At 58.4% G+C, this 20,858-nt stretch carries 23 protein-coding genes and 1 riboswitch; of the genes, 16 read left to right on the top strand and 7 right to left on the bottom strand.

The window, feature by feature from the left end:
- The first annotated feature begins 66 nt into the window (after positions 1–66).
- Positions 67–384, top strand: coding sequence for a YXWGXW repeat-containing protein (locus tag ACIQ0R_RS00195; RefSeq protein WP_395822502.1), 318 nt, complete (start codon positions 67–69; stop codon positions 382–384).
- A 97-nt stretch (positions 385–481) separates the two neighbouring features.
- Here the strand turns inward: ACIQ0R_RS00195 and mnmC are convergent, their stop codons facing one another.
- Both mnmC and ACIQ0R_RS00185 read right to left on the bottom strand, forming a co-directional pair.
- Positions 482–2,287, bottom strand: a complete 1,806-nt coding sequence (mnmC, locus tag ACIQ0R_RS00190; protein WP_395822500.1) for an FAD-dependent 5-carboxymethylaminomethyl-2-thiouridine(34) oxidoreductase MnmC — start codon at positions 2,285–2,287, stop codon at positions 482–484.
- Between the two features lie 141 nt (positions 2,288–2,428).
- Positions 2,429–3,415, bottom strand: a complete 987-nt coding sequence (locus tag ACIQ0R_RS00185) for a TraB/GumN family protein (protein ID WP_395822498.1) — start codon at positions 3,413–3,415, stop codon at positions 2,429–2,431.
- A 119-nt stretch (positions 3,416–3,534) separates the two neighbouring features.
- Here ACIQ0R_RS00185 and ACIQ0R_RS00180 point away from each other — a divergent pair, with 119 nt between their 5' ends.
- The 7 genes from ACIQ0R_RS00180 (at position 3,535) to ACIQ0R_RS00150 (ending at position 10,879) form a co-directional block, all read left to right on the top strand.
- Complete coding sequence (locus ACIQ0R_RS00180; protein ID WP_395822496.1) at positions 3,535–4,230, top strand: HAD-IA family hydrolase; 696 nt, start codon at positions 3,535–3,537, stop codon at positions 4,228–4,230.
- Between the two features lie 156 nt (positions 4,231–4,386).
- The gene (slmA, locus tag ACIQ0R_RS00175; RefSeq protein WP_395822494.1) at positions 4,387–4,962 is read left to right on the top strand and encodes a nucleoid occlusion factor SlmA; all 576 of its coding nucleotides are present in this window, start codon (positions 4,387–4,389) and stop codon (positions 4,960–4,962) included.
- 192 nt (positions 4,963–5,154) lie between these two features.
- Entirely contained in the window at positions 5,155–6,327 is a 1,173-nt protein-coding gene (locus ACIQ0R_RS00170) for an ABC transporter substrate-binding protein (RefSeq protein WP_395822492.1), read from the top strand.
- Positions 6,328–7,389: a branched-chain amino acid ABC transporter permease gene (locus tag ACIQ0R_RS00165; RefSeq protein WP_395822490.1), complete on the top strand. Its 1,062-nt coding sequence runs from the start codon at positions 6,328–6,330 to the stop codon at positions 7,387–7,389.
- Positions 7,389–9,191, top strand: a complete 1,803-nt coding sequence (locus ACIQ0R_RS00160; protein WP_395822488.1) for an ATP-binding cassette domain-containing protein — start codon at positions 7,389–7,391, stop codon at positions 9,189–9,191. Before ACIQ0R_RS00165 ends, ACIQ0R_RS00160 begins: the two co-directional genes overlap by 1 nt.
- Positions 9,184–9,942 (top strand): ABC transporter ATP-binding protein, encoded by a 759-nt coding sequence (locus ACIQ0R_RS00155; RefSeq protein ID WP_395822486.1) that lies wholly within the window; start codon positions 9,184–9,186, stop codon positions 9,940–9,942. The genes ACIQ0R_RS00160 and ACIQ0R_RS00155 overlap by 8 nt, the downstream gene beginning before the upstream one ends.
- Positions 9,943–10,032: 90 nt before the next feature.
- Positions 10,033–10,183: riboswitch (FMN riboswitch) on the top strand.
- Between the two features lie 141 nt (positions 10,184–10,324).
- Positions 10,325–10,879 (top strand): 6,7-dimethyl-8-ribityllumazine synthase, encoded by a 555-nt coding sequence (locus ACIQ0R_RS00150; protein ID WP_395822484.1) that lies wholly within the window; start codon positions 10,325–10,327, stop codon positions 10,877–10,879.
- 78 nt (positions 10,880–10,957) lie between these two features.
- On the opposite strand, the gene ACIQ0R_RS00145 is transcribed toward ACIQ0R_RS00150, so the two are convergent.
- From ACIQ0R_RS00145 to gpmA, 4 genes are all read right to left on the bottom strand, one after another.
- The gene (locus ACIQ0R_RS00145; protein ID WP_395822482.1) at positions 10,958–11,716 is read right to left on the bottom strand and encodes a HesA/MoeB/ThiF family protein; all 759 of its coding nucleotides are present in this window, start codon (positions 11,714–11,716) and stop codon (positions 10,958–10,960) included.
- A 95-nt stretch (positions 11,717–11,811) separates the two neighbouring features.
- Entirely contained in the window at positions 11,812–13,338 is a 1,527-nt protein-coding gene (locus ACIQ0R_RS00140) for a S41 family peptidase (RefSeq protein WP_395822480.1), read from the bottom strand.
- A gap of 3 nt (positions 13,339–13,341) precedes the next feature.
- Positions 13,342–14,847, bottom strand: a complete 1,506-nt coding sequence (locus ACIQ0R_RS00135; protein WP_395822478.1) for a murein hydrolase activator EnvC family protein — start codon at positions 14,845–14,847, stop codon at positions 13,342–13,344.
- A gap of 26 nt (positions 14,848–14,873) precedes the next feature.
- Positions 14,874–15,620, bottom strand: a complete 747-nt coding sequence (gene gpmA, locus ACIQ0R_RS00130) for a 2,3-diphosphoglycerate-dependent phosphoglycerate mutase (protein ID WP_395822476.1) — start codon at positions 15,618–15,620, stop codon at positions 14,874–14,876.
- Positions 15,621–15,802: 182 nt separating this feature from the next.
- On the opposite strand from gpmA, the gene ACIQ0R_RS00125 reads away from it, so the two are divergent.
- The 3 genes from ACIQ0R_RS00125 (at position 15,803) to secB (ending at position 17,147) form a co-directional block, all read left to right on the top strand.
- Entirely contained in the window at positions 15,803–16,204 is a 402-nt protein-coding gene (locus ACIQ0R_RS00125) for a rhodanese-like domain-containing protein (protein WP_395822474.1), read from the top strand.
- 75 nt (positions 16,205–16,279) lie between these two features.
- Positions 16,280–16,543: a glutaredoxin 3 gene (grxC, locus tag ACIQ0R_RS00120; RefSeq protein ID WP_395822472.1), complete on the top strand. Its 264-nt coding sequence runs from the start codon at positions 16,280–16,282 to the stop codon at positions 16,541–16,543.
- A gap of 91 nt (positions 16,544–16,634) precedes the next feature.
- Entirely contained in the window at positions 16,635–17,147 is a 513-nt protein-coding gene (secB, locus tag ACIQ0R_RS00115; RefSeq protein ID WP_395822470.1) for a protein-export chaperone SecB, read from the top strand.
- On the opposite strand, the gene ACIQ0R_RS00110 is transcribed toward secB, so the two are convergent.
- Entirely contained in the window at positions 17,130–17,531 is a 402-nt protein-coding gene (locus ACIQ0R_RS00110) for a hypothetical protein (protein WP_395822468.1), read from the bottom strand. The two genes, secB and ACIQ0R_RS00110, sit on opposite strands and share 18 nt — an antisense overlap.
- A 3-nt stretch (positions 17,532–17,534) precedes the next feature.
- Between ACIQ0R_RS00110 and ACIQ0R_RS00105 the strand changes: the two genes are divergently transcribed.
- The 5 genes from ACIQ0R_RS00105 (at position 17,535) to gspI (ending at position 20,857) form a co-directional block, all read left to right on the top strand.
- Complete coding sequence (locus ACIQ0R_RS00105) at positions 17,535–17,993, top strand: SH3 domain-containing protein (RefSeq protein WP_395822466.1); 459 nt, start codon at positions 17,535–17,537, stop codon at positions 17,991–17,993.
- Between the two features lie 181 nt (positions 17,994–18,174).
- Complete coding sequence (locus ACIQ0R_RS00100) at positions 18,175–19,191, top strand: NAD(P)H-dependent glycerol-3-phosphate dehydrogenase (RefSeq protein WP_395822516.1); 1,017 nt, start codon at positions 18,175–18,177, stop codon at positions 19,189–19,191.
- Between the two features lie 292 nt (positions 19,192–19,483).
- Entirely contained in the window at positions 19,484–19,948 is a 465-nt protein-coding gene (gspG, locus tag ACIQ0R_RS00095) for a type II secretion system major pseudopilin GspG (protein ID WP_395822464.1), read from the top strand.
- Positions 19,948–20,460, top strand: a complete 513-nt coding sequence (locus ACIQ0R_RS00090; RefSeq protein WP_395822462.1) for a GspH/FimT family pseudopilin — start codon at positions 19,948–19,950, stop codon at positions 20,458–20,460. Before gspG ends, ACIQ0R_RS00090 begins: the two co-directional genes overlap by 1 nt.
- Positions 20,461–20,464: 4 nt before the next feature.
- Positions 20,465–20,857: a type II secretion system minor pseudopilin GspI gene (gene gspI, locus ACIQ0R_RS00085; protein WP_395822460.1), complete on the top strand. Its 393-nt coding sequence runs from the start codon at positions 20,465–20,467 to the stop codon at positions 20,855–20,857.
- Position 20,858 lies beyond the last annotated feature (1 nt).

Raw genomic sequence — 20,858 nt, 5'->3', positions numbered from 1 at the left:
GTCGACATAGTTATGACCTATATTTAATTGTCACCGGAAGTTTTTAAATGAATCAAGAGGTAATCCATGAAGATCAAATCCATTTTGTGCGTCAGCTTGCTGACCCTGGGCGCGGGATTGATGACGGCAGTCAGCCCTGCGCAGGCGCAGGCCTATGTCAGCGTACAGATTGGTCAGCCGCCGCCACCGGGCTATGAAGTGGTGCCGCCGCCACGCCGCGGTTTTGTTTGGGCGCCCTGTTATTGGCGTTGGGATGGGCGTCGCCATGTCTGGATCGGCGGCTCCTGGATCCGCGCCCGGCCAGGCTACCATTATGTGCCGCCACGCTGGGAGCGCGGTCCGCGCGGCGATTGGCGGTTCAGGCCGAATCAGTGGGCGCGTTAAGTCGCTTGAACTGATCCTAAAGGCGCCTGCGGGCGCTTTTTTTGGTCCTGCCTTGCGGGGCGCGTCGCCGCTCGAAGGGGACGCTGCCCGTGCAGCGTTACCCGGCGCGGTGTTGTTTGCGTAAAAAACGCGCCGGATCGAGTGCCGCCGCCAGATCGGCTTCCAGCGGCAGCGGTTCACCGTCCAGCTGTGCCGCCAATATTTCTGCTGCCAGCGGCGCCCAGATCAAGCCGCGCGAGGCATAGCCGAGCAGACTGTAGAGTCCGGGAAAACGTGGCAAGTCATGCAATTTCGGCTCGCGCACCTGGCACGCCGCGCTGCTGTCCGGCAGTGCTCCGACTAACGGCAAACGATCGCTCGCCACGCAGCGAAAGCCGACCCGTCCGCGTAACAGCAAATTGTCATGACGCCAGTCCGGCAACATCCTGGCCAAGCGTGTCAGGTTATCGTCCTGGCTTGCTTGTCGCAGTGTCGTTTGCTGGTCCTCGTCGTATGACGCGCCGCTGCTGCAGATACCGGCGCAGGCAGGCGTCAGATACGCTGCGCCGCATAGCACCGGGGCTATGGCAGGTGCGCTGGCTGCATCGAGATGGCTGATCTGGCCACGGATCGCCGTCAGCGGCAGCGCTCGCGCTTGTGTGAAATTCAGCGCGCCGCAGGCATTCGCCAGGATAACCACCGGTGCGCTGGCAATCGTTACGCCGTTTGAATCGCGTATCAGCCAGGCGTCGTTGATGCGCGCAATACTGGCCGCCGGTTGTCCGAAACGCGATTGCAGCGCTGTGCCGCAATCCCTTAGCATGGCATGGCAAAGGCTGCCCGGCTGTATCCAGCCGGCACCGCGAAAGTACCAGCCGCCGCCGCTGACCCGGCAGCCGGCCAGATCTGAGGCCGCCGGTTGTTCGAGCCATTCGGCAAATTCGGCCGGATAGCGCCAGTGCGCGGCTAATTGTCGTTGTGCCTCGGCATGGACGTCGTCGCGGGCAATCTGCAAGACGCCGCAATCAGAGCCCTCGAATCCCTGGCCGATGCCGCCGAGGTGGCGCCACACCTGTTGCGCAAACAGGTAGGCGTTGCGGCTCAGGCGCGAGCTGGGATTGTCGTCACGTGACAGTAGCGGCATGAAAATACCGGCGCTGTTGCCGGATGCCTCCTGTGCCGGCGCCGCGTGGCTTTCCACCAGTGTCAGGCGCCAGCCTCGTCGCGCCAGGCGCTGGCAGGCGGCGCTACCGGCCAGGCCAGCGCCGATCACGATAGCGTGGCGCTCACCTTGCGGCCGCGCGCCTGCCAGCCTCTGGCGCGGGCTGAAGCGGGGTGCAAATCGTGCATGCAGCATGCCATCGGCGCCAGCGGCGTCAACGGTGTCGCTGCCAAAGGCGAAGCCAACTTGTTCAAGTCGCTTGCGGCGTGCCTGGTCGGTGGCTGGAAGCGACAGACTGGCACCCGCACCTGCCAGCTTGCCCAGTGCGCCGAGCGTCGGCAGCGCCCAGCCTTGCCAGTGGCGTCCATGTATGTGGAAAGCATCAACGCTAGCTGCGATTTGTCGCAAGCAGGCGCTGCTGTCACCGCACATCAGGGTCAACACTACCTGCTCGCGCTCCAGAAGCAGGCGGTGAAATCCAGGCAGTGCAACGGGCCATAACCTGCACAGCTCGGTCGACAATGCTTGCCATGCCGGTTCTCGGCTGCAAGTTATCTGCACCTCCTCTACGGTTGGCATGTCTGGCGCCAAGGCCAGGTAATGCAGTTGCTGCGGCCGTTGAGGATCATCGCGCCAGGCCTGCCATGCGCTCAGAAAATCCGTGCCATCGCCAAATTCACTATCGAACAGCACAAAACGCTGCCGTCCGTTCCAAAGGCGACGGTAATTGGGCAATGTGGTCGGATTGTGGCTGGAGGACATGTGGAGGCAGTGCGGCAAGTTGATAAGACTGGATTATATGCAGTATCGATGCGCCATAGCCGTAGCGTCGGCATGTTGAGAAGATTTCAAAAAGCCCGATGTTGACTTCGATCAAAGATTCGCTGGATAGCGGCACAGTTTTTAATAAACCCGTTGCACCGCATAGCCGCGCCGTTGCAGCAGCGTCAGCACGCTGTTGGGGCCGACCAGATGCAGCATGCCGATGCCGACGAAGGCGTGCGGTGATGCGTTGCTAAGTTTGTCAATCCGATCCGCCAGGCCTGGATTGCGGCCATCGAGCAATGCACGTTGCACGAAGCGGCTGGAAAAAGTCTGTTCGCCGGTCATCTCAGCCAGCATTGCGGCCAGGCCGTCGATGTCGCCGTTGCGCCATAGGGTAAGCAGTTGCAACGCGCGTTGCGCCTTGAGCGGATCCCGAATTTCATCGACGCTGTCTTGCAGGAACTGGATTTGTTCCGCCGCCGACAAACCGCCCAGCAACGCCAGCTGCTGTTCCGGCGTCTCTAGCTCAATCAGCCTCTTGTTACTGCTCTTGGCAAAATTCGCCAGCGCGGTGTCGACCCCAAACTGCGGCTGATAACCTTGGCTGGCGTATGCGCTGATACCCAATACGGTGGCCAGCAGCCACGGCTTCAAGTTGGCAACGCTGGCTGGCGTCATGCCGTATTTTTCCAGCAGGGCATTGAGGTTTTTCTGTAATCCGGCGGGCAGCTCTTGCTGCCACGATTTGCCATCGGCATAAACGCCGTACCGGGCCATCCATGGTGCCAGCGCCTGCGTATTGTTTGGATCAATCTCCAGTGCGACGCATGATGCTTGTTGCAGAGCCTGCAAGACCCTGTCGTCAAGCGGATAGAAATCTGCGCGTCCGACATGGATGGTGCTGAACACATAAGCGCTGCGGCCGTCGCGGTCTATCCTGAACAAGGCGCCACCCTGGCGGCCGGCCGCCTGCGCCGCGTTTCCGATGGTGTCGGTGCAGCTGGCGCCAGCTGCACCGGTCGCCGCCAGCAACGCGCCCAGCCCGAGCGGCAGCAGCAAGCGCCGCAGCGCGCATCGCTGCAACGGCCTCAACAGGTTGTTGAGTAATGCGGCGGTTAAGTTCAATATCACTATAATCTGATGAAACACAATTTATCCCTTGAACAACGATTCCCGTTTGCGGCGCAACAATGAAGCATCACAATGACGCATAACAGTGACTGATGACAGTGACTCAACAAGCAATGAAGAATACTACAGCGCTATGGCTGTTCGATCTGGACAATACTCTGCATGACGCCTCCCACGCGATTTTTCCGGCGATCCATGACAACATGAATGCGATCATGGCGCGCGTGCTGGGGCGCGACGGCGTCGATGCCGATGCTGCCACGGTCAATGCCACCAGAGAAGCTTACTGGCGCCGTTACGGCGCGACTTTGCTGGGCATGGTCAAGCATCATCAGGTGCGGCCCGAGCAGTTTTTGACGCAAGCGCATCGTTTCGACGATTTGGTGAGTATGATTCGGGCCGAACGCGGCCTGATCAATTTATTGAAGCGTCTGCCCGGCCGCAAGATACTGTTGACCAATGCACCGCAGCGTTATTCTGCCGACGTACTGCGGCATCTGCGCCTGCATCGACAATTCGGCAAGCATATCTCGATTGAGTCAATGCATGTGCGCCGGCAGTTGCGGCCGAAGCCGTCGCGCCACATGCTGCGGCAATTGATTGCGCGCGAGCGGGTGACGGCCGGGCGCTGCATTCTGGTGGAGGATACGATTGCCACGCTCAAGGCAGCCAAACAGGTCGGTATGCGCACGGTATGGGTGACGCAATATCTGAATAACGATGCGGGCGTGATAAAGCGCCCCGGCTACGTCGATGTCGAAGTAAAATCGGTGCGACAACTGGCGAGAAATTTGCATCGGCTACGTTGAAATTCAGTCGTTCAACGTCTACTATGCCGGGTTTGCCGTCGCTGACGATGAATAACCTGTCGGCTGCCGATAGTTCTGTCATTGCCGGCGCGGCGGCATCTCGTCCCTTTATCTTGATTCAATCGATCCAATCGATCCATTACTAAAATAAAAATCATGGCAACTACCAAACCCGGCGAACGCAAACTACAAATCCTGCAGACATTGGCGACAATGCTTGAGCAGCCCAAGGGTGAAAAAATCACTACCGCCGCGTTGGCTGCAAAAATCGAGGTATCCGAAGCCGCGCTTTACCGGCACTTCGCCAGTAAGGCACAGATGTTCGAAGGGCTGATCGATTTCATCGAATCGACCGTGTTCGGGCTGGTCAACCAGATCAGCGCGCAGCAGGAAAAAGGCTTGTACCAGGCGCAGGCCATCGCGCTGATGCTGCTCAATTTCGCCGAACGCAATCCCGGCATGACGCGCGTCATCATCGGCGATGCGCTGGTCAATGAGGATGAACGCCTGCAGTTGCGCATGAATCAGTTCGTTGATCGTATTGAGCTGGCGCTGAAGCAGGCGCTGCGGCTGGCCGCTGCGCAAGGCGAGGCGAATGAGGCCGAAGCGACAATGCGCGCCAATATCCTGACTAGCTTCGTGCTCGGGCGCTGGCAGCGTTTCGCCAAGAGCCGTTTCCAGCACAAGCCGGGCGACGGCGCTGCGCAGCAGATCGCGCTGATGCTGGTCTAAGAATTCAGCGCAATTTCTCCGATTCTCATGTGTTGTTGTGGTGTGGCCTGCTTGTCTGGCTGTAGTCGAAAAGCGACACTGGCTGTCGCTCACTCAGGACCCTGCTAACATCTCTGGCCGCGGCGACCAAAGCGGTTGCGGTGTAGCATAAACGCCAACATCAGGCGTGACCATCACAATGGAGCAGATCAGATGAAAAAAGCATGGTTGGAGACCAGCCTTTCCGCATTAACGACATTCGCGCTGGCTATCAGCTGCGGCAGTGCATTCGCTCAGATCAAGGTCGGCGTGAGCGTCTCCGCCACCGGTCCCGCAGCGTCGCTCGGCATTCCGGAAAAAAATACTTTTGCGCTGCTGCCGAAAGAAATCTCCGGCCAGCAAGTGCAATACATCGTGCTCGACGATGCTACCGACAGCACCACCGCCGTCAAGAATACGCGCAAGCTGATCAGTGAAGAAAAGGTTGACCTGCTGATCGGCTCGACCGTGGTGCCAGGTTCGCTGGCGATGAGCGATGTCGCCACCGAATCTGGCACGCCGATGATTTCGATGGCGGCCTCGGCAGCGTTGGTGGAGCCGCTGGATGGCAAGCGCCGCTGGATTTTCAAGACCCCGCAAAACGACTCGCAGATGGCGACCGCCATCGTTGCCCACATGCTCGATGCCGGCGTCAAGAGTGTGGCCTTCATCGGCTTTCCGGATGCCTATGGCGAAGGCTGGTATCGCGAGTTTTCTAAACTGGCTGAACTACGCAAGCTCAAAATCGTCGCCAACGAACGTTTCGCCCGTCCCGACACGTCGGTGACAGGACAGGTGTTAAAGATCGTCAGCGCCAACCCGGACGCAGTGCTGATCGCCGGCGCCGGCACGCCCGCCGCGTTGCCGCAAAAGACCTTGAAGGAGCGCGGCTACAAAGGCAAGATCTACCAGACCCACGGCGTCGCCAATAACGATTTCCTGCGCGTCTGCGGCAAGGATTGCGAAGGCACCTTCCTGCCAGCCGGGCCGTTGCTGGTAGCCGAGCAACTGGCGGACAGCAATCCGGTCAAGAAGTCCGCCATGGCGTATCGCACGGCCTATGAAAAGGCCTATGGCGCCGGCAGCGTTTCCACCTTCGGCGGCCACGCCTGGGATGCCGGTATGTTGCTGGGCGCCGCCGCGCCGCAAGCACTGAGGAAGGGTAAGCCCGGTACGCCGGAATTCCGTGCTACCCTGCGCGACGGCATCCAAGCGATCAAGAACCTGCCGGTGTCGCAAGGCATCGTCAACATGAGCCCGAGCGACCACGTCGGCTTCGATCAGCGTGCGCGTGTGATGGTGGAAATCGTCAACGGCAATTGGAAACTTCTGGGCGCAGCGCAGTAAATGGATCTATCAATCGCCGCCATCCTGGCTCAGGATGGTATCAGCAGCGGTGCCGTCTACGCGCTGCTGGCATTGGCGTTGGTGCTGGTGTTTTCGGTCACCCGCGTCATCTTCATCCCACAAGGCGAGTTCGTCGCCTTTGGCGCACTCACGCTGGCCGCGATTCAGGCGGACAAATTTCCCCTTTCTGCAACGCTGCTGGTAGTGCTCGGTATTCTTAGCTTCATCCAGGAAGCGCTAGCCGCGTCGCTTGGCCGAAACGGTGAAAGCCGGTCTGCAATTTTGCCACGTATCGCTTTGGCTTTCCTGAAATTCGTACTGCTGCCACTGGCGGTTTATGTGTTCGCACGTCTGTACGGCCATGCCGCGCTGGCGATGCCGCTGCAGGTTATGCTGACCTTGTTGATTGTGGTGCCGATGGGGCCGATGGTGTACCGGCTGGCGTTTCAGCCGCTGGCGGAAGCCAGCACGCTGGTGCTGCTGATTGTCTCGGTGGCAGTGCATTACGCATTGATTGGCATCGGGCTGCTCATGTTCGGCGCGGAAGGTGCGCGCACCGTGCCTTTTTCTGACGCCAGTTTCCAGATCGGCGGCTTGACCGTGTCCGGCCAGAGCTGTGTGATCATCGGCGTGGCATTGTTGCTGATTGTCGTGCTTTATTTGTATTTTGAACGGAGCTTGTCCGGTAAGGCGTTGCGCGCCACTGCCGTCAATCGTCTCGGTGCGCAACTGGCCGGCATCAGCACCGTGCAGGCAGGGCGTTTGGCATTTACGCTGGCGGCAGCGCTGGGCGCGCTGTGCGGCATACTGATCGCACCGTTGACCACCGTGTATTACGACAGCGGTTTTCTGATCGGCTTGAAAGGTTTTGTCGGTGCCATCATCGGTGGCCTCGGCAGCTATCCGATTGCCGCTGCCGGCGCTTTGCTGGTCGGCCTGCTGGAATCGTATTCGTCGTTCTGGGCCAGCGCGTTCAAGGAGGTGATCGTGTTCACGCTGATCATTCCGGCGCTACTGTGGCGGTCGCTGACCAGCAAGCAGATCGATGATGAGGATCAATGATGGGTCGCTTCTTTTTCGATAAGTTGCCGTTCATCGTCTTCGCCGCGGTTCTGGTGCTGCTGCCAATCTTGCCGACGCCGGAATTCTGGATCGCGCTGGCCAACTACATCGGCCTGTATGCCATCGTCGCGCTGGGCCTGGTGTTGTTGACCGGGGTCGGCGGCCTGACATCCTTCGGCCAGGCGGCATTCGTCGGCCTTGGCGCGTATTCGACCGCTTATCTGAGCACCCAGTTCGGCTGGTCGCCATGGTGCGGCCTGCTGGCCGGCTTGTGCGTGACGACGCTGGCGGCATTGGCCATCGGCGCCATTACGATGCGTTTATCCGGCCACTATCTGCCGCTTGGCACGATTGCCTGGGCCTTGTCGCTGTATTTTTTGTTCGGTAATCTGGAATTTCTCGGCAAGTACGATGGCTTGAACGGCATTCCCTCTATCGGCCTGTTTGGCATCGAGCTCGATACCGGCCGCAAGATGTTTTACCTGATCTGGGTGATCTTGCTGATGGCGCTGGCCGGTTTGCAGAACCTGCTCAATTCGCGGCCCGGGCGTGCCATCCGCGCGCTCAACGGCGGCGGCGTGATGGCCGAGGCGATGGGCGTCAACACGGCTCTGATCAAGATTCTGATCTTTGTGCTGGCGGCGCTGCTAGCGAGCGTCTCCGGCTGGTTGTATGCGCACCTGCAGCGCGCTGTGAGCCCGACCCCATTCGGCCTCAATGCCGGTATCGAATACCTGTTCATGGCGGTAGTCGGTGGTGCTGGTTATCTGTGGGGTGCGATTCTTGGATCCGCGCTGTTGACCTTGTTGAAGGACCAGCTGCAATCACTGTTACCGAAGCTCCTCGGCACCAGCGGTAATGTCGACACCATCGTGTTCGGAATCCTGATGCTGCTATTGTTGCAGCGCGCCCGTGACGGTTTGTGGCCTTACCTGCGTAAGCTTCTGCCCGGCAAACCGACGGCAGTGGGGCCGGTCTTGGCAACAGCTTTGCCGACCCGCGTCCGGCATGCGGACGGCGAAGTCATCCTGGAGATTGAAAATGCACGCAAGGAGTTCGGCGGCCTGATAGCGGTCAACGATGTCAGCTTCAATCTGCGTGCCGGGCAGATCGTCGGCCTGATCGGCCCCAGCGGTGCCGGCAAGTCGACCATGTTCAATCTGGTTAGCGGCGTCTTGCCGCTAACCGGCGGTGCAATCCGCTTACGCGCCCACAACCAGTTGCAGCAGATATCCGGTTTGCGTTCGCGCCAAATTGTGGCGCAAGGCATTGCCCGCACCTTCCAGCATGTGCGGCTGATGCCGGCCATGACGGTGCTGGAGAGCGTCGCCATCGGCGCTCATCTGCGCGGCAGCCATAACGATGTCAATGGCGTCGCCATCAGCCTGCTGCGGCTTAACCGGAATGAGGAGCAGGCGCTGTTGTTTGAGGCCAAACTGCAGCTGGAGCGTGTCGGGCTTGGCCATTTATTGTACGAAGAAGCCGGCAGCCTGGCGCTCGGTCAGCAGCGCATCCTGGAAATCGCCCGCGCTCTGTGCTGCGATCCGACCTTGCTCATGCTGGATGAGCCGGCGGCCGGGTTGCGCTACCAGGAGAAACAAGCGTTGGCGGCATTGCTACGCAAGCTCAAGGCTGAGGGCATGAGTATTTTGCTGGTGGAGCACGATATGGATTTCGTGATGAATCTGACCGATCAATTGGTGGTGATGGAGTTCGGCAGCAAGATCGCGCAAGGCTTGCCGGTTGAGATACAGCAGAACCCGGCAGTGCTGGCAGCATATCTGGGAGGCATCGATGACTAATACCGTCGTCAGTCCGGTGCTCGAAGTCGGCGATCTGCACGTCGCCTACGGCAAAGTCGAGGCGCTGCACGGTGTCAGCCTGGCAGTCGGCGGTGGCCAGATCGTCACCGTCATCGGCCCCAATGGCGCCGGTAAATCGACCATGCTCAACGCGATTGCCGGCGTCATGCCAAACAACGGCAGCATGCGTGGCACGCTGCGGTTGCTGGGCCAGGATACTGCTGATGTGGCAATCGAAACCCGCGTTGCGCGCGGCATGTGCCTGGTGCCGGAAAAGCGCGAGTTGTTTGCCAGCATGACAGTGGAAGATAATTTGCTGCTCGGCAGCTACCGCCGCTACCAGGCCGGCGAGCGTGCTTATGCCGATCAGATGGCGGTCGTGTACGACCTGTTTCCGCGTCTGCAGCAGCGGCGCAAGCAACAGGCTGGCAGCCTGTCCGGCGGCGAACGACAGATGTTGGCGCTCGGCCGCGCGCTGATGGCCAAGCCGCAATTGCTGATGCTGGACGAACCAAGCCTCGGCCTGGCACCGTTAATCGCCAAAGAAATTTTCCATATCATCGTTGGCTTGAGGCAGACTGGTGTCGCCATTTTGCTGGTCGAGCAGAACGCGCGTGCCGCGCTGCAGGTCGCTGATTACGCTTACGTGCTGGAAACCGGCGACATCGCTTTGCAAGGCCCGGCAGCGGAGCTGGCAAACAATCCAAAGGTGATCGACACTTACCTCGGGCTGGCGAAGAAAAGCCATTAACACTGCCAGCGCCGGATTTATCCGGCTTCTGCGGCCTCGCAATTTATATGATAAATTTGCGCCTTGCTTCATTGCGTAATGCAATAAAGTGAGTGTTCTCAGGGCGGGGGGTGATTCCCCACCGGCGGTAATTGCGTGCAATGCGCATAGCCCGCGAGCGCTTGTCGCCGTAGCGACAACGTCAGCAGACCCGGTGTGATCCCGGGGCCGACGGTATAGTCCGGATAAAGAGAGAACAGGCGGTCCGGTGTTTGCCCGGGCTGGCTGGCGTGTTGCCGGGCGCGGCTGAGGCGCCTGGCACTGCGATGGCTTGTCGTGTAAATTCGCGCCTCCTTTCGATCCAACAAGCCCTGTTTTTATTGATCAAACAGGAGTCAGTCAGATGCAGCAGCCACAGCAGCAACAACATCAACCCGTCGCCATCAAATCCAAGGCGTCCGCCGCGGTTGCCGGTGAACGCATTGCCTTCATCCAGGCCGGATGGCACCGCGATATTGTCGGTCAATGCCGGATTTCTTTCGTTGCTGAAATCGCCAAGTCCGGCTACACCGAAAGCGATATCGATTTCTTCGAAGTCGCTGGTGCCTACGAAATCCCGCTGCATGCCAAATTGCTCGCCAGCAGCGGTGACTATGCCGCTGTAGTGGCTGCCGGATTAGTGGTGGATGGCGATATCTATCGGCATGAGTTTGTCGCCCAGGCAGTGATCAGCGGCTTGATGCAGGTGCAGCTGGAAACGGCCGTGCCGGTGCTGTCGGCAGTGCTGACGCCGCACCATTTCCACGGTGGCGAAGAACACCACAAATATTTCTATGAGCATTTCCTGGTCAAGGGTGCGGAGGCAGCCCGTGCCTGCGCCGATACGATCCAGAAGGTAAGCGCCTTGAAGGCGCGGCAACCGGCGGCCAATCCGGCGCGGGCGCTGCATAGCGCGTAATTGGCACAGGAGCAGTCTGCAATCGTTTGCCGAGACAACGGCGCGCGATTGCGTATCTGATTCAACGACGGGTCTGAATCAAGGGTGCGAATGTGCGCCACACACCAGGCAACCGGCATCGCGGGCAACGCCGATGCGGCTCCACTCCATGCTGCGCGCATCCAGCATCAGTAACTTGCCGACCAGCGGTGTGCCGATCCCGGCAATCAGCTTGAGCGCTTCGGCGGCTTGCATGCTGCCGATAATGCCCACCAGCGGCGCGAACACGCCCATGGTGGCGCAGGCGGTTTCTTCAAATGCCCGATCCGGCGGAAACAGGCAGGCATAGCAGGGTGAGCTTTCATCGCGGGCATCGAACACGCTAAGCTGGCCGTCGAACTGGATTGCCGCACCCGATACCAGCGACACTTTCAGCGCGACACAAGATCGATTGATTGCATGTCGGGTAGTGAAATTGTCGCTGCAATCGATCACCACGTCGGCGTTACCGATCAGTTCCGCAAGACGCCTTTGGTCGGCGCACTCAGGCAGTGCGACGATCTGTATATCCGGATTGATTTGTGTCAGCGCAGCCTTGCCGGAGGCCGCCTTGGCCTGGCCTACGCGGTCGCTGGTGTGCAGGATCTGCCGTTGCAGATTGGTCAGGTCGACCGTATCGTTGTCCACCAGGGTGATGCTGCCGACCCCGGCTGAAGCCAGGTACAGCGCCACCGGCGAGCCGAGGCCGCCAACCCCGATGACCAGCGCCCGTGCCGCCAGAAATTTTTCCTGGCCTTCAATGTCGATCTCATCCAACAGGATGTGGCGCGAGTAGCGCAGTAGTTGCTGGTCGTTCATAAGATACGATACTGTCGATAAGATCCAGGAATGCAGCGCGCCCGGGCGAAAAAAAGGCCGCGTCCGACGCGGCCTTAGTGTAGCGCAAAAAAATGCTATTTTTTCTGCTCTTTCTTGACGGCACCGCCTGCCTTGTCATCGCCGAGCGGCGTTTTGTTATCCTTGTTGTCGTTATTGTCCTTGCTATCCTTATCATCCTGATCGGCGTCGCCGCGGCTGTCCGGTTTCACTTTCGAAACCTGGACCGGCAAGCCCTTCAGTTGATTAAGCGCCTGTGCCAACTGAAAATCGTCCTTGCTACCGTATTCCAGTGGCTTGCGTTTTTTCTCAACTGCGGCAATTCGTTGCGCCTCTTCCAGCGCATCGACTTTCGGCGAGGTCACTTCCGGACCCTTGTCGGTGTCGTTGCTCAAATGCTTGGTCAGGTCGGCTTCCCGCAGACGCAGGCCGTTGAGGCCGTCGCCGTCGGCATATTCATCGACGATCAGGTCCGGCACAATGCCCTTGGCCTGGATTGAGCGGCCGTTCGGGGTGTAGTAGCGGGCAGTGGTCAGTTTGACTGCGGTACTGCGATCCGGCGGTAACGCGATCACCGATTGCACGGAACCCTTGCCGAAGGTTTGGGTGCCCATGATGGTGGCGCGCTTGTAATCCTGCAATGCGCCGGCGACGATTTCCGACGCCGATGCCGAGCCGGTATTGACCAGCACCACCATCGACACCTTCTTCAGTGCCTCAGGCAGTTTCGCCAGCGGATCACTACCCGGATTGGCGTAGTACTCACGCTTGGCATAGAACGAAGCCTTGGAGCTTGGCAACTGGCCGTTGGTAGTGACCACAACCGAATCTTTCGGCAAGAAAGCCGCAGAGACGCCGATTGCGCCCGGCAATACGCCGCCCGGATCGTTACGCAAGTCCAGCACCAGCCCCTTCAGATTCGGTTCCTGGGCATAGATCGCGGCGATTTTCTTCGCCATATCATCAACCGTCGGCTCCTGAAACTGCGTTACGCGCAGCCATGCATAGCCCGGTTCCACCACTTTGGCCTTAACGCTCTGCACCTTGATTTCCTGACGCGTGATATTGAAGATCAGTGGCTTGTCTTCATCTTTGCGGGAAATGGTCAGGGTGATCTTGGTGTTCGGCTCGCCGCGCATGCGCTTGACCGCCTGGTCCAGACTCAAACCCTTGACCGCGGTCGAATCGAGGCGCGTGATCAGGTCGCCTGCCTTGATCCCGGCACGATAGGCTGGCGAGTCTTCGATCGGCGACACCACCTTGATGTAGCCATCTTCGATCCCGACCTCAATGCCAAGACCGACAAACTTGCCTTGCGTGCTCTCGCGCAACTCCTTGTAAGCCTTCTTGTCCAGATAGGCCGAGTGCGGATCGAGCGAGGCCACCATGCCGGAAATAGCCTCGGTCAGCAGTTTTTTATCATCCGCAGGTTCGACGTAGTCGGATTTGATCAGCCCGAACACATCTGCCAGTTGTCGTAGTTCTTCCAGCGGCAACGGCGCGGCGGCACTCTTCTGCGCAATCGCGTCGAACTGAATTGAGGCGCCGATCCCTGCGATGACGCCCAAGCTGATGAGACCGATATTCTTGAGTTTACTGCCCATGTTTCACCTAGTAGTTACCCATCCGAGTGGGTCAAACGCACGGCTCTGATGCCGAATTTCAAAGTATAAACCCGATTGTTCGTTACCACCGCTGTTGCCTGCATTGGCAATCACATCGCCAGTTTTGACGGCGTCGCCGGGCCGCTTCAATAATGCCTGATTATTCCCGTAAATGGTCATGTACTGGTTGCCGTGATCAACAATAATCAGGTTGCCGAAACCGCGCAGCCAATCGGCCAATACGACCCTGCCGGCGGCGACTGCCTTGACTTCGGTGCCTTCCGCGGTGCGGATAAACAAGCCTTTCCAGGCTGGGCCATCGCCGCGCTTGGCGCCGAAACGCGCCATCAGGTCGCCACGCACAGGCAGCCGCAATTGGCCGCGTAACGATTCGAACGGCCGACCGTAAGCGCTATCCTTGCCGTCGGCCTGCGGCGTCAACTCATTGCGGCCGATCGGCGTTGGCGCGGTTTCTGCCACTGCCGGCGTGGCGGCGGGTGTCGGGGCCGGTGTGGCCGCGGCGGTTGGCGGCGGCTGGTCGTCGTCGATGGCGTCTGGATTCGGCGTTTTCGGCTTATTTCGGCTGTCACTGGATGGCGGCGTCTTTTTCGCCAGCGCGGCGCGCTGCTGCTCCAGTGCTTTCTGGCGCTCGCGTGCGGCCTGCGCCTGAGCCCGGGCCTGAGCTTGCGCCAACTGCTGCTGGCGCAATTTTTCGCGGGCCTCGGCATCGGCTTTCTTTTGCGCCTCGATTAATTGGTCAAGACGGTCAACCAGGCCAGACAAGCGCTGCTCGTCGCGTTGGATGCTGCCCACTTCCTTGCGCTGGCTGGCCAGTTTGCCGGACAATTGCGCCAGTAAGGTCGCGCGCTTGGCTTTTTCTTTTTCCAGCAAGGTCTTTTGGTCAAGTTGCTCTTTGGCAATCTCACCCAGATCGTCCTTGGCGCTTTGGGTTTCGGTTTGGTTAGCTTCGACCGCCGCCAGATTGGCGCGCAGCGATTCCAGTAGTTTGGCCTGTGCTTGCGACACATAACCCATGTATTGCAGGTCGCGGTTGATGCGGTTCGGATTGTCGCCCGACAGCAGCAGCTTGATGCGGTCCTCGTTGCCGGCAACGTACTGCTGGCGCAGCAGGTTGGCCAGCTGAGTTTGCTGGGCTGCCACGGTTTTGCTGAGTTCGTCGTGTTGTTTCGCCAACTGCTTCAGTTTGGCTTGCGTCTGGCTTTGCTCGGCGCTGAGGTCGCGCAACGCACGCTTGGCCTTGGAAATCGCGCTTTCAGAGTCAGTCAGAGCGTCGCTGGCATTGTCTTTTTCGGTTTCGGTGTGGCTGATGTCTCGTTTAAGGGCGTCAAGTTTTTCGCGCAAATCGGCCCGTTGCGCTTCCGCTACCTGCTTTTGCTTGCTGCGTTCTGTCACCTTGGGGGCGGCGAAGACAACACTCGGCAGCGCTGTTGCCAGAATCAGCGTTGCCGCCGCCAGCCGTCGGCTTGCGGCACGGCTAGGCCGGCGCATACCCAGGATTTTCCCCAGCGAGATATTTATTTCGCTTTCCCCTGGCTGGCGACCGCATTCATCGCCGCCTCGATCGCCGCCTGATCACCCAGATAGTAGCTCTTGATCGGCTTCAGATCGGCGTCCAGCTCGTACACCAGTGGCTGGCCGTTGGGAATGTTCAGGCCGACAATATCTTCGTCGCTGATGCCGTCCAGCATCTTGATCATGGCGCGCAGACTGTTGCCATGCGCCGAGATGATGATGCGCTTGCCGCTACGGATCGCCGGTGCGATTTCATCGTTCCAGAATGGCAGTACGCGCGCCACTGTGTCCTTCAGGCATTCGGTCAGCGGGATTTCCTCACGCTTTAGTCCGGCATAGCGCGGATCGTCGTAGGAAGTACGCGGATCGTTTGGTTGCAGCGGCAGCGGCGGGGTATCGTAGCTGCGGCGCCACACCATGACCTGCTCGTCGCCGCACTTGGCCGCAGTTTCGGCCTTGTTCAAGCCTTGCAACGCGCCGTAGTGACGCTCGTTGAGGCGCCAGCTGTGCTTGACCGGCAGCCACATCAGATCCATTTCGTCGAGTGTGCCCCACAAGGTGCGGATAGCGCGCTTGAGCACCGATGTGTACGCCAGGTCGAAAGTGAAACCGGCCTGCTTCAGGATATTACCCGCCTGTTTGGCCTCGGCTACGCCTTTTTCAGTGAGGTCGACATCGACCCAGCCGGTAAAGCGGTTGGCCAGGTTCCAAGTGGATTCGCCATGGCGCATCAATACGATTTTGTACATTTTTGTCGTCTGCTAAGGTAAGTAAGGAATCTATTGCCGCCGTCGGGATTCAGATCAAATCAGCCTTGAGCCTGGCCGCGGTGGACGGCAAATTAAGGATTTTGGTGGGACCTGATACGAATTGAATGGCGTTTCAGCTTCTATTTTATAATGGCGGGATTGACTAATGCCATTGGATCCCCGTGAAATTCTTGATTGATAATATTTTTCTGGTTGCCGTAGCAATTTTGTCCGGTTGCGCATTGTTGCTTCCTGTGTTGCAAAAGCGTGGTAATCGCCTAACGACGCTGCAAGCCACCCAATTCATTAATCAGGGTAAAACATTGATATTGGACGTGCGCGACAGCGACGCATTTGCCGCCAGTCATCTGATCGATGCCAAAAATATCCCTCTAAAAGACTTGTCGCAGCGCATCGCCGAGCTGGACAAGTTTAAAGCCAAGAATGTGGTGGTGGTGTGTCAGACCGGAACCCAGTCGTCGAAAGCCGTTGCAAAGCTGGTCCAGGCTGGCTTCGCACAGGCATTCAGTCTGGATGGTGGCATTGCCGCATGGCAGACCCAGGGCTTGCCGACCGTCAAATAATTACTCTGCGAATTGAATAAGGCGGACCGGACTCCACTTAATTGTTATCCGGATCAGGCCTTGAAAGGAAGAATCATGACTGCTCATGTTGTAATATATAGCACTGCTGTATGCCCATATTGCATCCGCGCCGAACAATTGTTGAAATCTAAAGGCGTGGAAAATATTGAAAAAATTAGAATAGACTTAGATCCTGCTCAGCGCAATGCGATGATGGAGAAGACCGGGCGTCGTACCGTTCCGCAAATATATATTGGCGAAAAGCATGTTGGCGGCTTCGATGACTTGCATGCGCTTGATCGTGATGGCAAGCTTGAGCCCCTGCTGCAAAATGCCTGATTTACGGCAATAACTGTTATTGTTGCAGTCCGCAAGGGATGGCGTTTGCCATCATTTAACTTATTTTAAAATCATTAATTGAAAGAGTGTTATGGCTGAAGAGAAGCAACAAGCAGAGCAAGCGGCACAACCGGTGTTCCAGATTCAACGGGTATATCTGAAAGATTTGTCGCTTGAGCAACCGAATTCGCCAGCCATTTTTCTTGAGCAGGATGCGCCGCAAATCGAAGTTGCTCTCGATGTTGGCGCTGAAGCGCTGGCCGGAGGCATTTTCGAATCGACCGTAACGGTAACTGTAACTGCTAAGATCAAGGATAAGGTAGCGTTTTTGGTCGAAGGCAAGCAAGCCGGTATTTTTGAGCTGCGCAACATCCTGACCGAACAATTGGATCCTCTGCTCGGCATCGGTTGCCCGAACATTGTTTATCCTTATCTGCGCGCCAATCTGGCCGACGCTATCACCCGCGCCGGCTTCCCGCCGATCCACTTGGCCGAAATCAATTTCGAGGTGTTCTACCAGCAGCGTCTGCAGGCGCTGGCCGAGCAGCAGCAAAAGGGTAGCGGCGACAGTATCGCAGTCGACGGATCAACCGCCATCAACTGACTCAACAGCGGCAGCGATTGCCGTTGATGTACGACAGCCGTTGATGTAAAACTCTGGGCCAAGCCACGCGTCTGCGCGATGGCTGGCCTTTTGCCGTTTTTGCGTCATTCGACCGGAAACTTCGGATTGCCGGGAAACTTTGCGCCAGGGCAGCCGGTCTGACTGTCCGGGTAGGCCGGGCAATGACAAAATGTAAATTGTCAAGGCGGCGCAGTGTTGTTGCGTCCGGCCCGCAAGATGGTCGTATTTGGAGTCGTATTTGGAGTCGTATTTGGAGTCGTATTTGGAGTCGTATTTGGAGTCGTATTCGTATTCGTATTCGTATTCGTATTCGTATTCGTATTCGTATTCGTATTCGTATTCGTATTCGTATTTGGGGATCATTACATGAAATTTGCCCGCATAGCCACTTCGCTCCTGTTGTCGCTTGGTAGTTTGCTTGCTCTTGCCAATTCTGCGCACGCGCTCGATTTCAAGGCGGTTGGTGCCGCGCCAGTGATTTTGTGCGATGCGCCGTCCGAAAAAGGTCGTCGCGTCGCGGTCGCGCCGCGCGGCATGCCGGTCGAAGTAGTGCTGACCTACGGCGAATGGACCAAAGTGCGCGACGCCAGCGGCGATCTGTCATGGCTGCAGTCGAAAGGTCTGGTCGCCAAGCGCAATCTGCAGGTGAACGTCGCCAATGCCAAGATCCGCGCCAATCCCGACGATACGGCGCCGGTAGTATTCACCGCCGACAAAGGCGTATTACTCGAATTGGTCGATCCGGTGGCATCCGGCTGGGCCAAGGTACGCCATCGCGACGGTCAGAGCGGCTATGTCAAGGCGAGCGAGGTGTGGGGTGCTTGAGAGTTCCCTGCGGCAATATTAATAGTTTCTTCAGTGCAGTATCTTCAAATCCCGTTATATTCCTCCACGCGTCCGGGGCGTAGCGGGCGTCAAGGGTGCACTGCTCCGTGCGTTTCCGTATTCTGTCCTTGAAATAAAAAGCGAGTAACCGCCTGTGTCATCCGATCTCCCCGACCCTCCCATCAACATTACAGTGCTTGGCGCCGGCGCCTGGGGCACCGCGCTGGCGATCGCATTGGCGCAGCGGCACCGGGTAACGCTCTGGGGGCGTAATCCAGAGACCATGTCTGCAGCAGCGACGCAACGTGAAAACACCGCTTATCTGCCAGGGTTTCCATTGCCGGATAATCTGTTGCTCAGCGCCGATTTCGACCAAGCCATCCGCCATGTGACGACCGACGCTGCAACTTGCAAGCGTCAGGCGCTGTTGATTGTCGCCTCCCCGGTTACTGGATTGCGCGAGCTCGCGCAGCAGTTGAGTGCATATCCGGTACCTAATCTCGTCTGGCTATGCAAAGGCTTCGAAGAGCATACCCGGTTGCTGCCGCACCAGATCGTGCGTCAGGCGCTGGGCCCTGCGATCCCGGCGGCTGTGCTGTCCGGCCCTTCCTTCGCGCAGGAAGTGGCGCGCGGTTTGCCCTGCGCATTGTCGGTCGCCAGCGCCCACGCTGGATTGTGCGAGCAAGTGGTAGCGGCGGTGCATGGCGGCCATATCCGTGTTTATTCGACCGATGATCTGATCGGTGTCGAGGTCGGCGGCGCGGTAAAGAATATCCTGGCGATCGCCACCGGTGTCGCCGACGGCCTTGGGCTTGGCCTGAACGCACGGGCCACCCTGATGACCCGTGGCCTGGCGGAAATCACCCGACTTGGCGTCGCGCTCGGCGGCCGCAGTGAAACCTTCATGGGCTTGTCCGGCGTCGGCGATCTGATCCTGACCTGCACCGGCGATCTGTCGCGCAATCGCCGGGTCGGCCTGGGTTTGGCGCAAGGCAAAAAACTGCAGTCGATCGTCGCCGAACTCGGCCATGTGGCTGAGGGAGTCCGCTGTGCTGCTACAGTGCGCGAGTTGGCGCAAGAGTGCGGGGTCGATATGCCGATCACCAATGCGGTGGCCGGCCTGCTGTTTGATGGCGATTCACTGCAAGCGGTGATGGAACTGTTGTGGTCGCGTAATCCTCGCGAAGAGGCGCTCTGATCGCTGTCGAAAGAAGTCTTGATCCGGTGTGCTTGATCCGGTGTGTGATGCTGCGGCGTGGCGCCGCACTGCAATCTGACGGCAGTGGTTGGAATAATGAGTGCCGGAGTCAGGCCGGGATCAGGCCGGAATCAGTGCAGTAATTAGTACCATTTCTATGTGTCACAATAATGACAAAATCCCGTTAGATACACTCTGTGGAATTAAGTATATTTTTCATGTCAGCAGGCAAGGATTGCGGCATATAATCGGCCTTTTCAACTATGGCCATAGTGTTTTGATAAGGAAAGAAATGCTGAACGCAACGTACCCGTCCATTCGACATCGCTCTGCAACTGCTATGCAACGCGGGTTCACACTGATTGAAATTATGGTGGTCGTTGTGATCATGGGTATTCTTGCGGCACTGGTTGTGCCGAAGCTGATGGGGCGCACCGACGATGCGCGAATCCAGGCCGCACGCCAGGATATCAGCACGCTGATGCAGGCGTTAAAGCTGTATAAGCTCGATAACCAGCGTTATCCGACGACAGACCAGGGGTTGCAGGCTTTGGTCGCCAAGCCGACCAGCGGTCCGGCCGCCAACGGTTGGAAAGTCGGTGGCTATATCGACAAACTGCCGAAGGATCCTTGGGGCAATCCATATCAATTTTTGTCGCCTGGCATTAAAGGCGATGTCGACGTGTTTTCGTGCGGCGCCGACGGTCAGCCAGGCGGGGAAGGCGTCGACGCCGATATTGGCTCGTGGGATCTGTAATGTCGGCTGTGGCGCATCGCAAATTGCGTCAGCGCCAGGTGTCAGCGGTTACCTGCCGCGGCTTTACCTTGCTGGAGCTGTTGGTGGTGATGGTCATCGCCGGGATTACGCTTGGCGCGGTCTCGCTCAATGCTTTCCGCAGCGACCGCCAGGTCATGCAGAACGATGCGCAACGTATCGCGCTGTTGTTGCAGCTGATCCGCGAAGAGGCGATTCTGCGCAACCGGCCGACAGCATTTGAAGCCGATACCAACGGCTATCGTTTCCTGGTGCGTGAAGAAAACGGCTGGCAGCCGCTGGCCCGCGATGAGATGCTGCGTCAGCGCGATTTCAAACGCACGCCAATGCAGTTATCGATGACGCCGCCTGCGCCACAAAATGGCGCTTCCAATTCTCTGCGTATCATCTTCGGCCGCGAGCCGGTCGATAAGCCCTTCGCCCTGACCATGGCCAGCGGCGACGCCAGCGCCGTGATACGTGCCGATGGCATTGGTCATTTTTCGGTTGAATAGATAGATGCCCATCCCGCGCACAATTTGTCAGCGCCGCAAAGCCGGATTTACTCTTCTGGAAGTACTGGTTGCATTGGTCATCGTCGGCACCGCGCTGGGTGCTAGCCTGCGCGCTGTGGGTAGCCTGACGCAAAATAGCGAAGGCCTGCGGGCGGCGATGATGGCGACCTGGTCGGCGGAAAATCGCCTGACACAAATCCGCCTCGGCCAAGAGTGGCCGGAGATTGGCAACCGTTCTTTCGAGTGTCCGCAGGATGACCTGCAACTGCGCTGCGAAGAGCGTGTGTTGGGCACGCCGAATCCGTATTTCCGGCGCGTCGAAGTCTCGGTGTTTGATGCCGTCAATGCCGAACGTCGCATCGTTAAGTTATCGCAGGTGGTGCCTAATGTACGCTAGC

The sequence above is a fragment of the Collimonas sp. genome, assembly GCF_044339385.1.
Lineage (GTDB): Bacteria > Pseudomonadota > Gammaproteobacteria > Burkholderiales > Burkholderiaceae_D > Collimonas.
The sequence above is the reverse complement of the archived record's forward strand: the minus strand, read 5'-3'. Positions and strand labels throughout refer to the sequence as shown.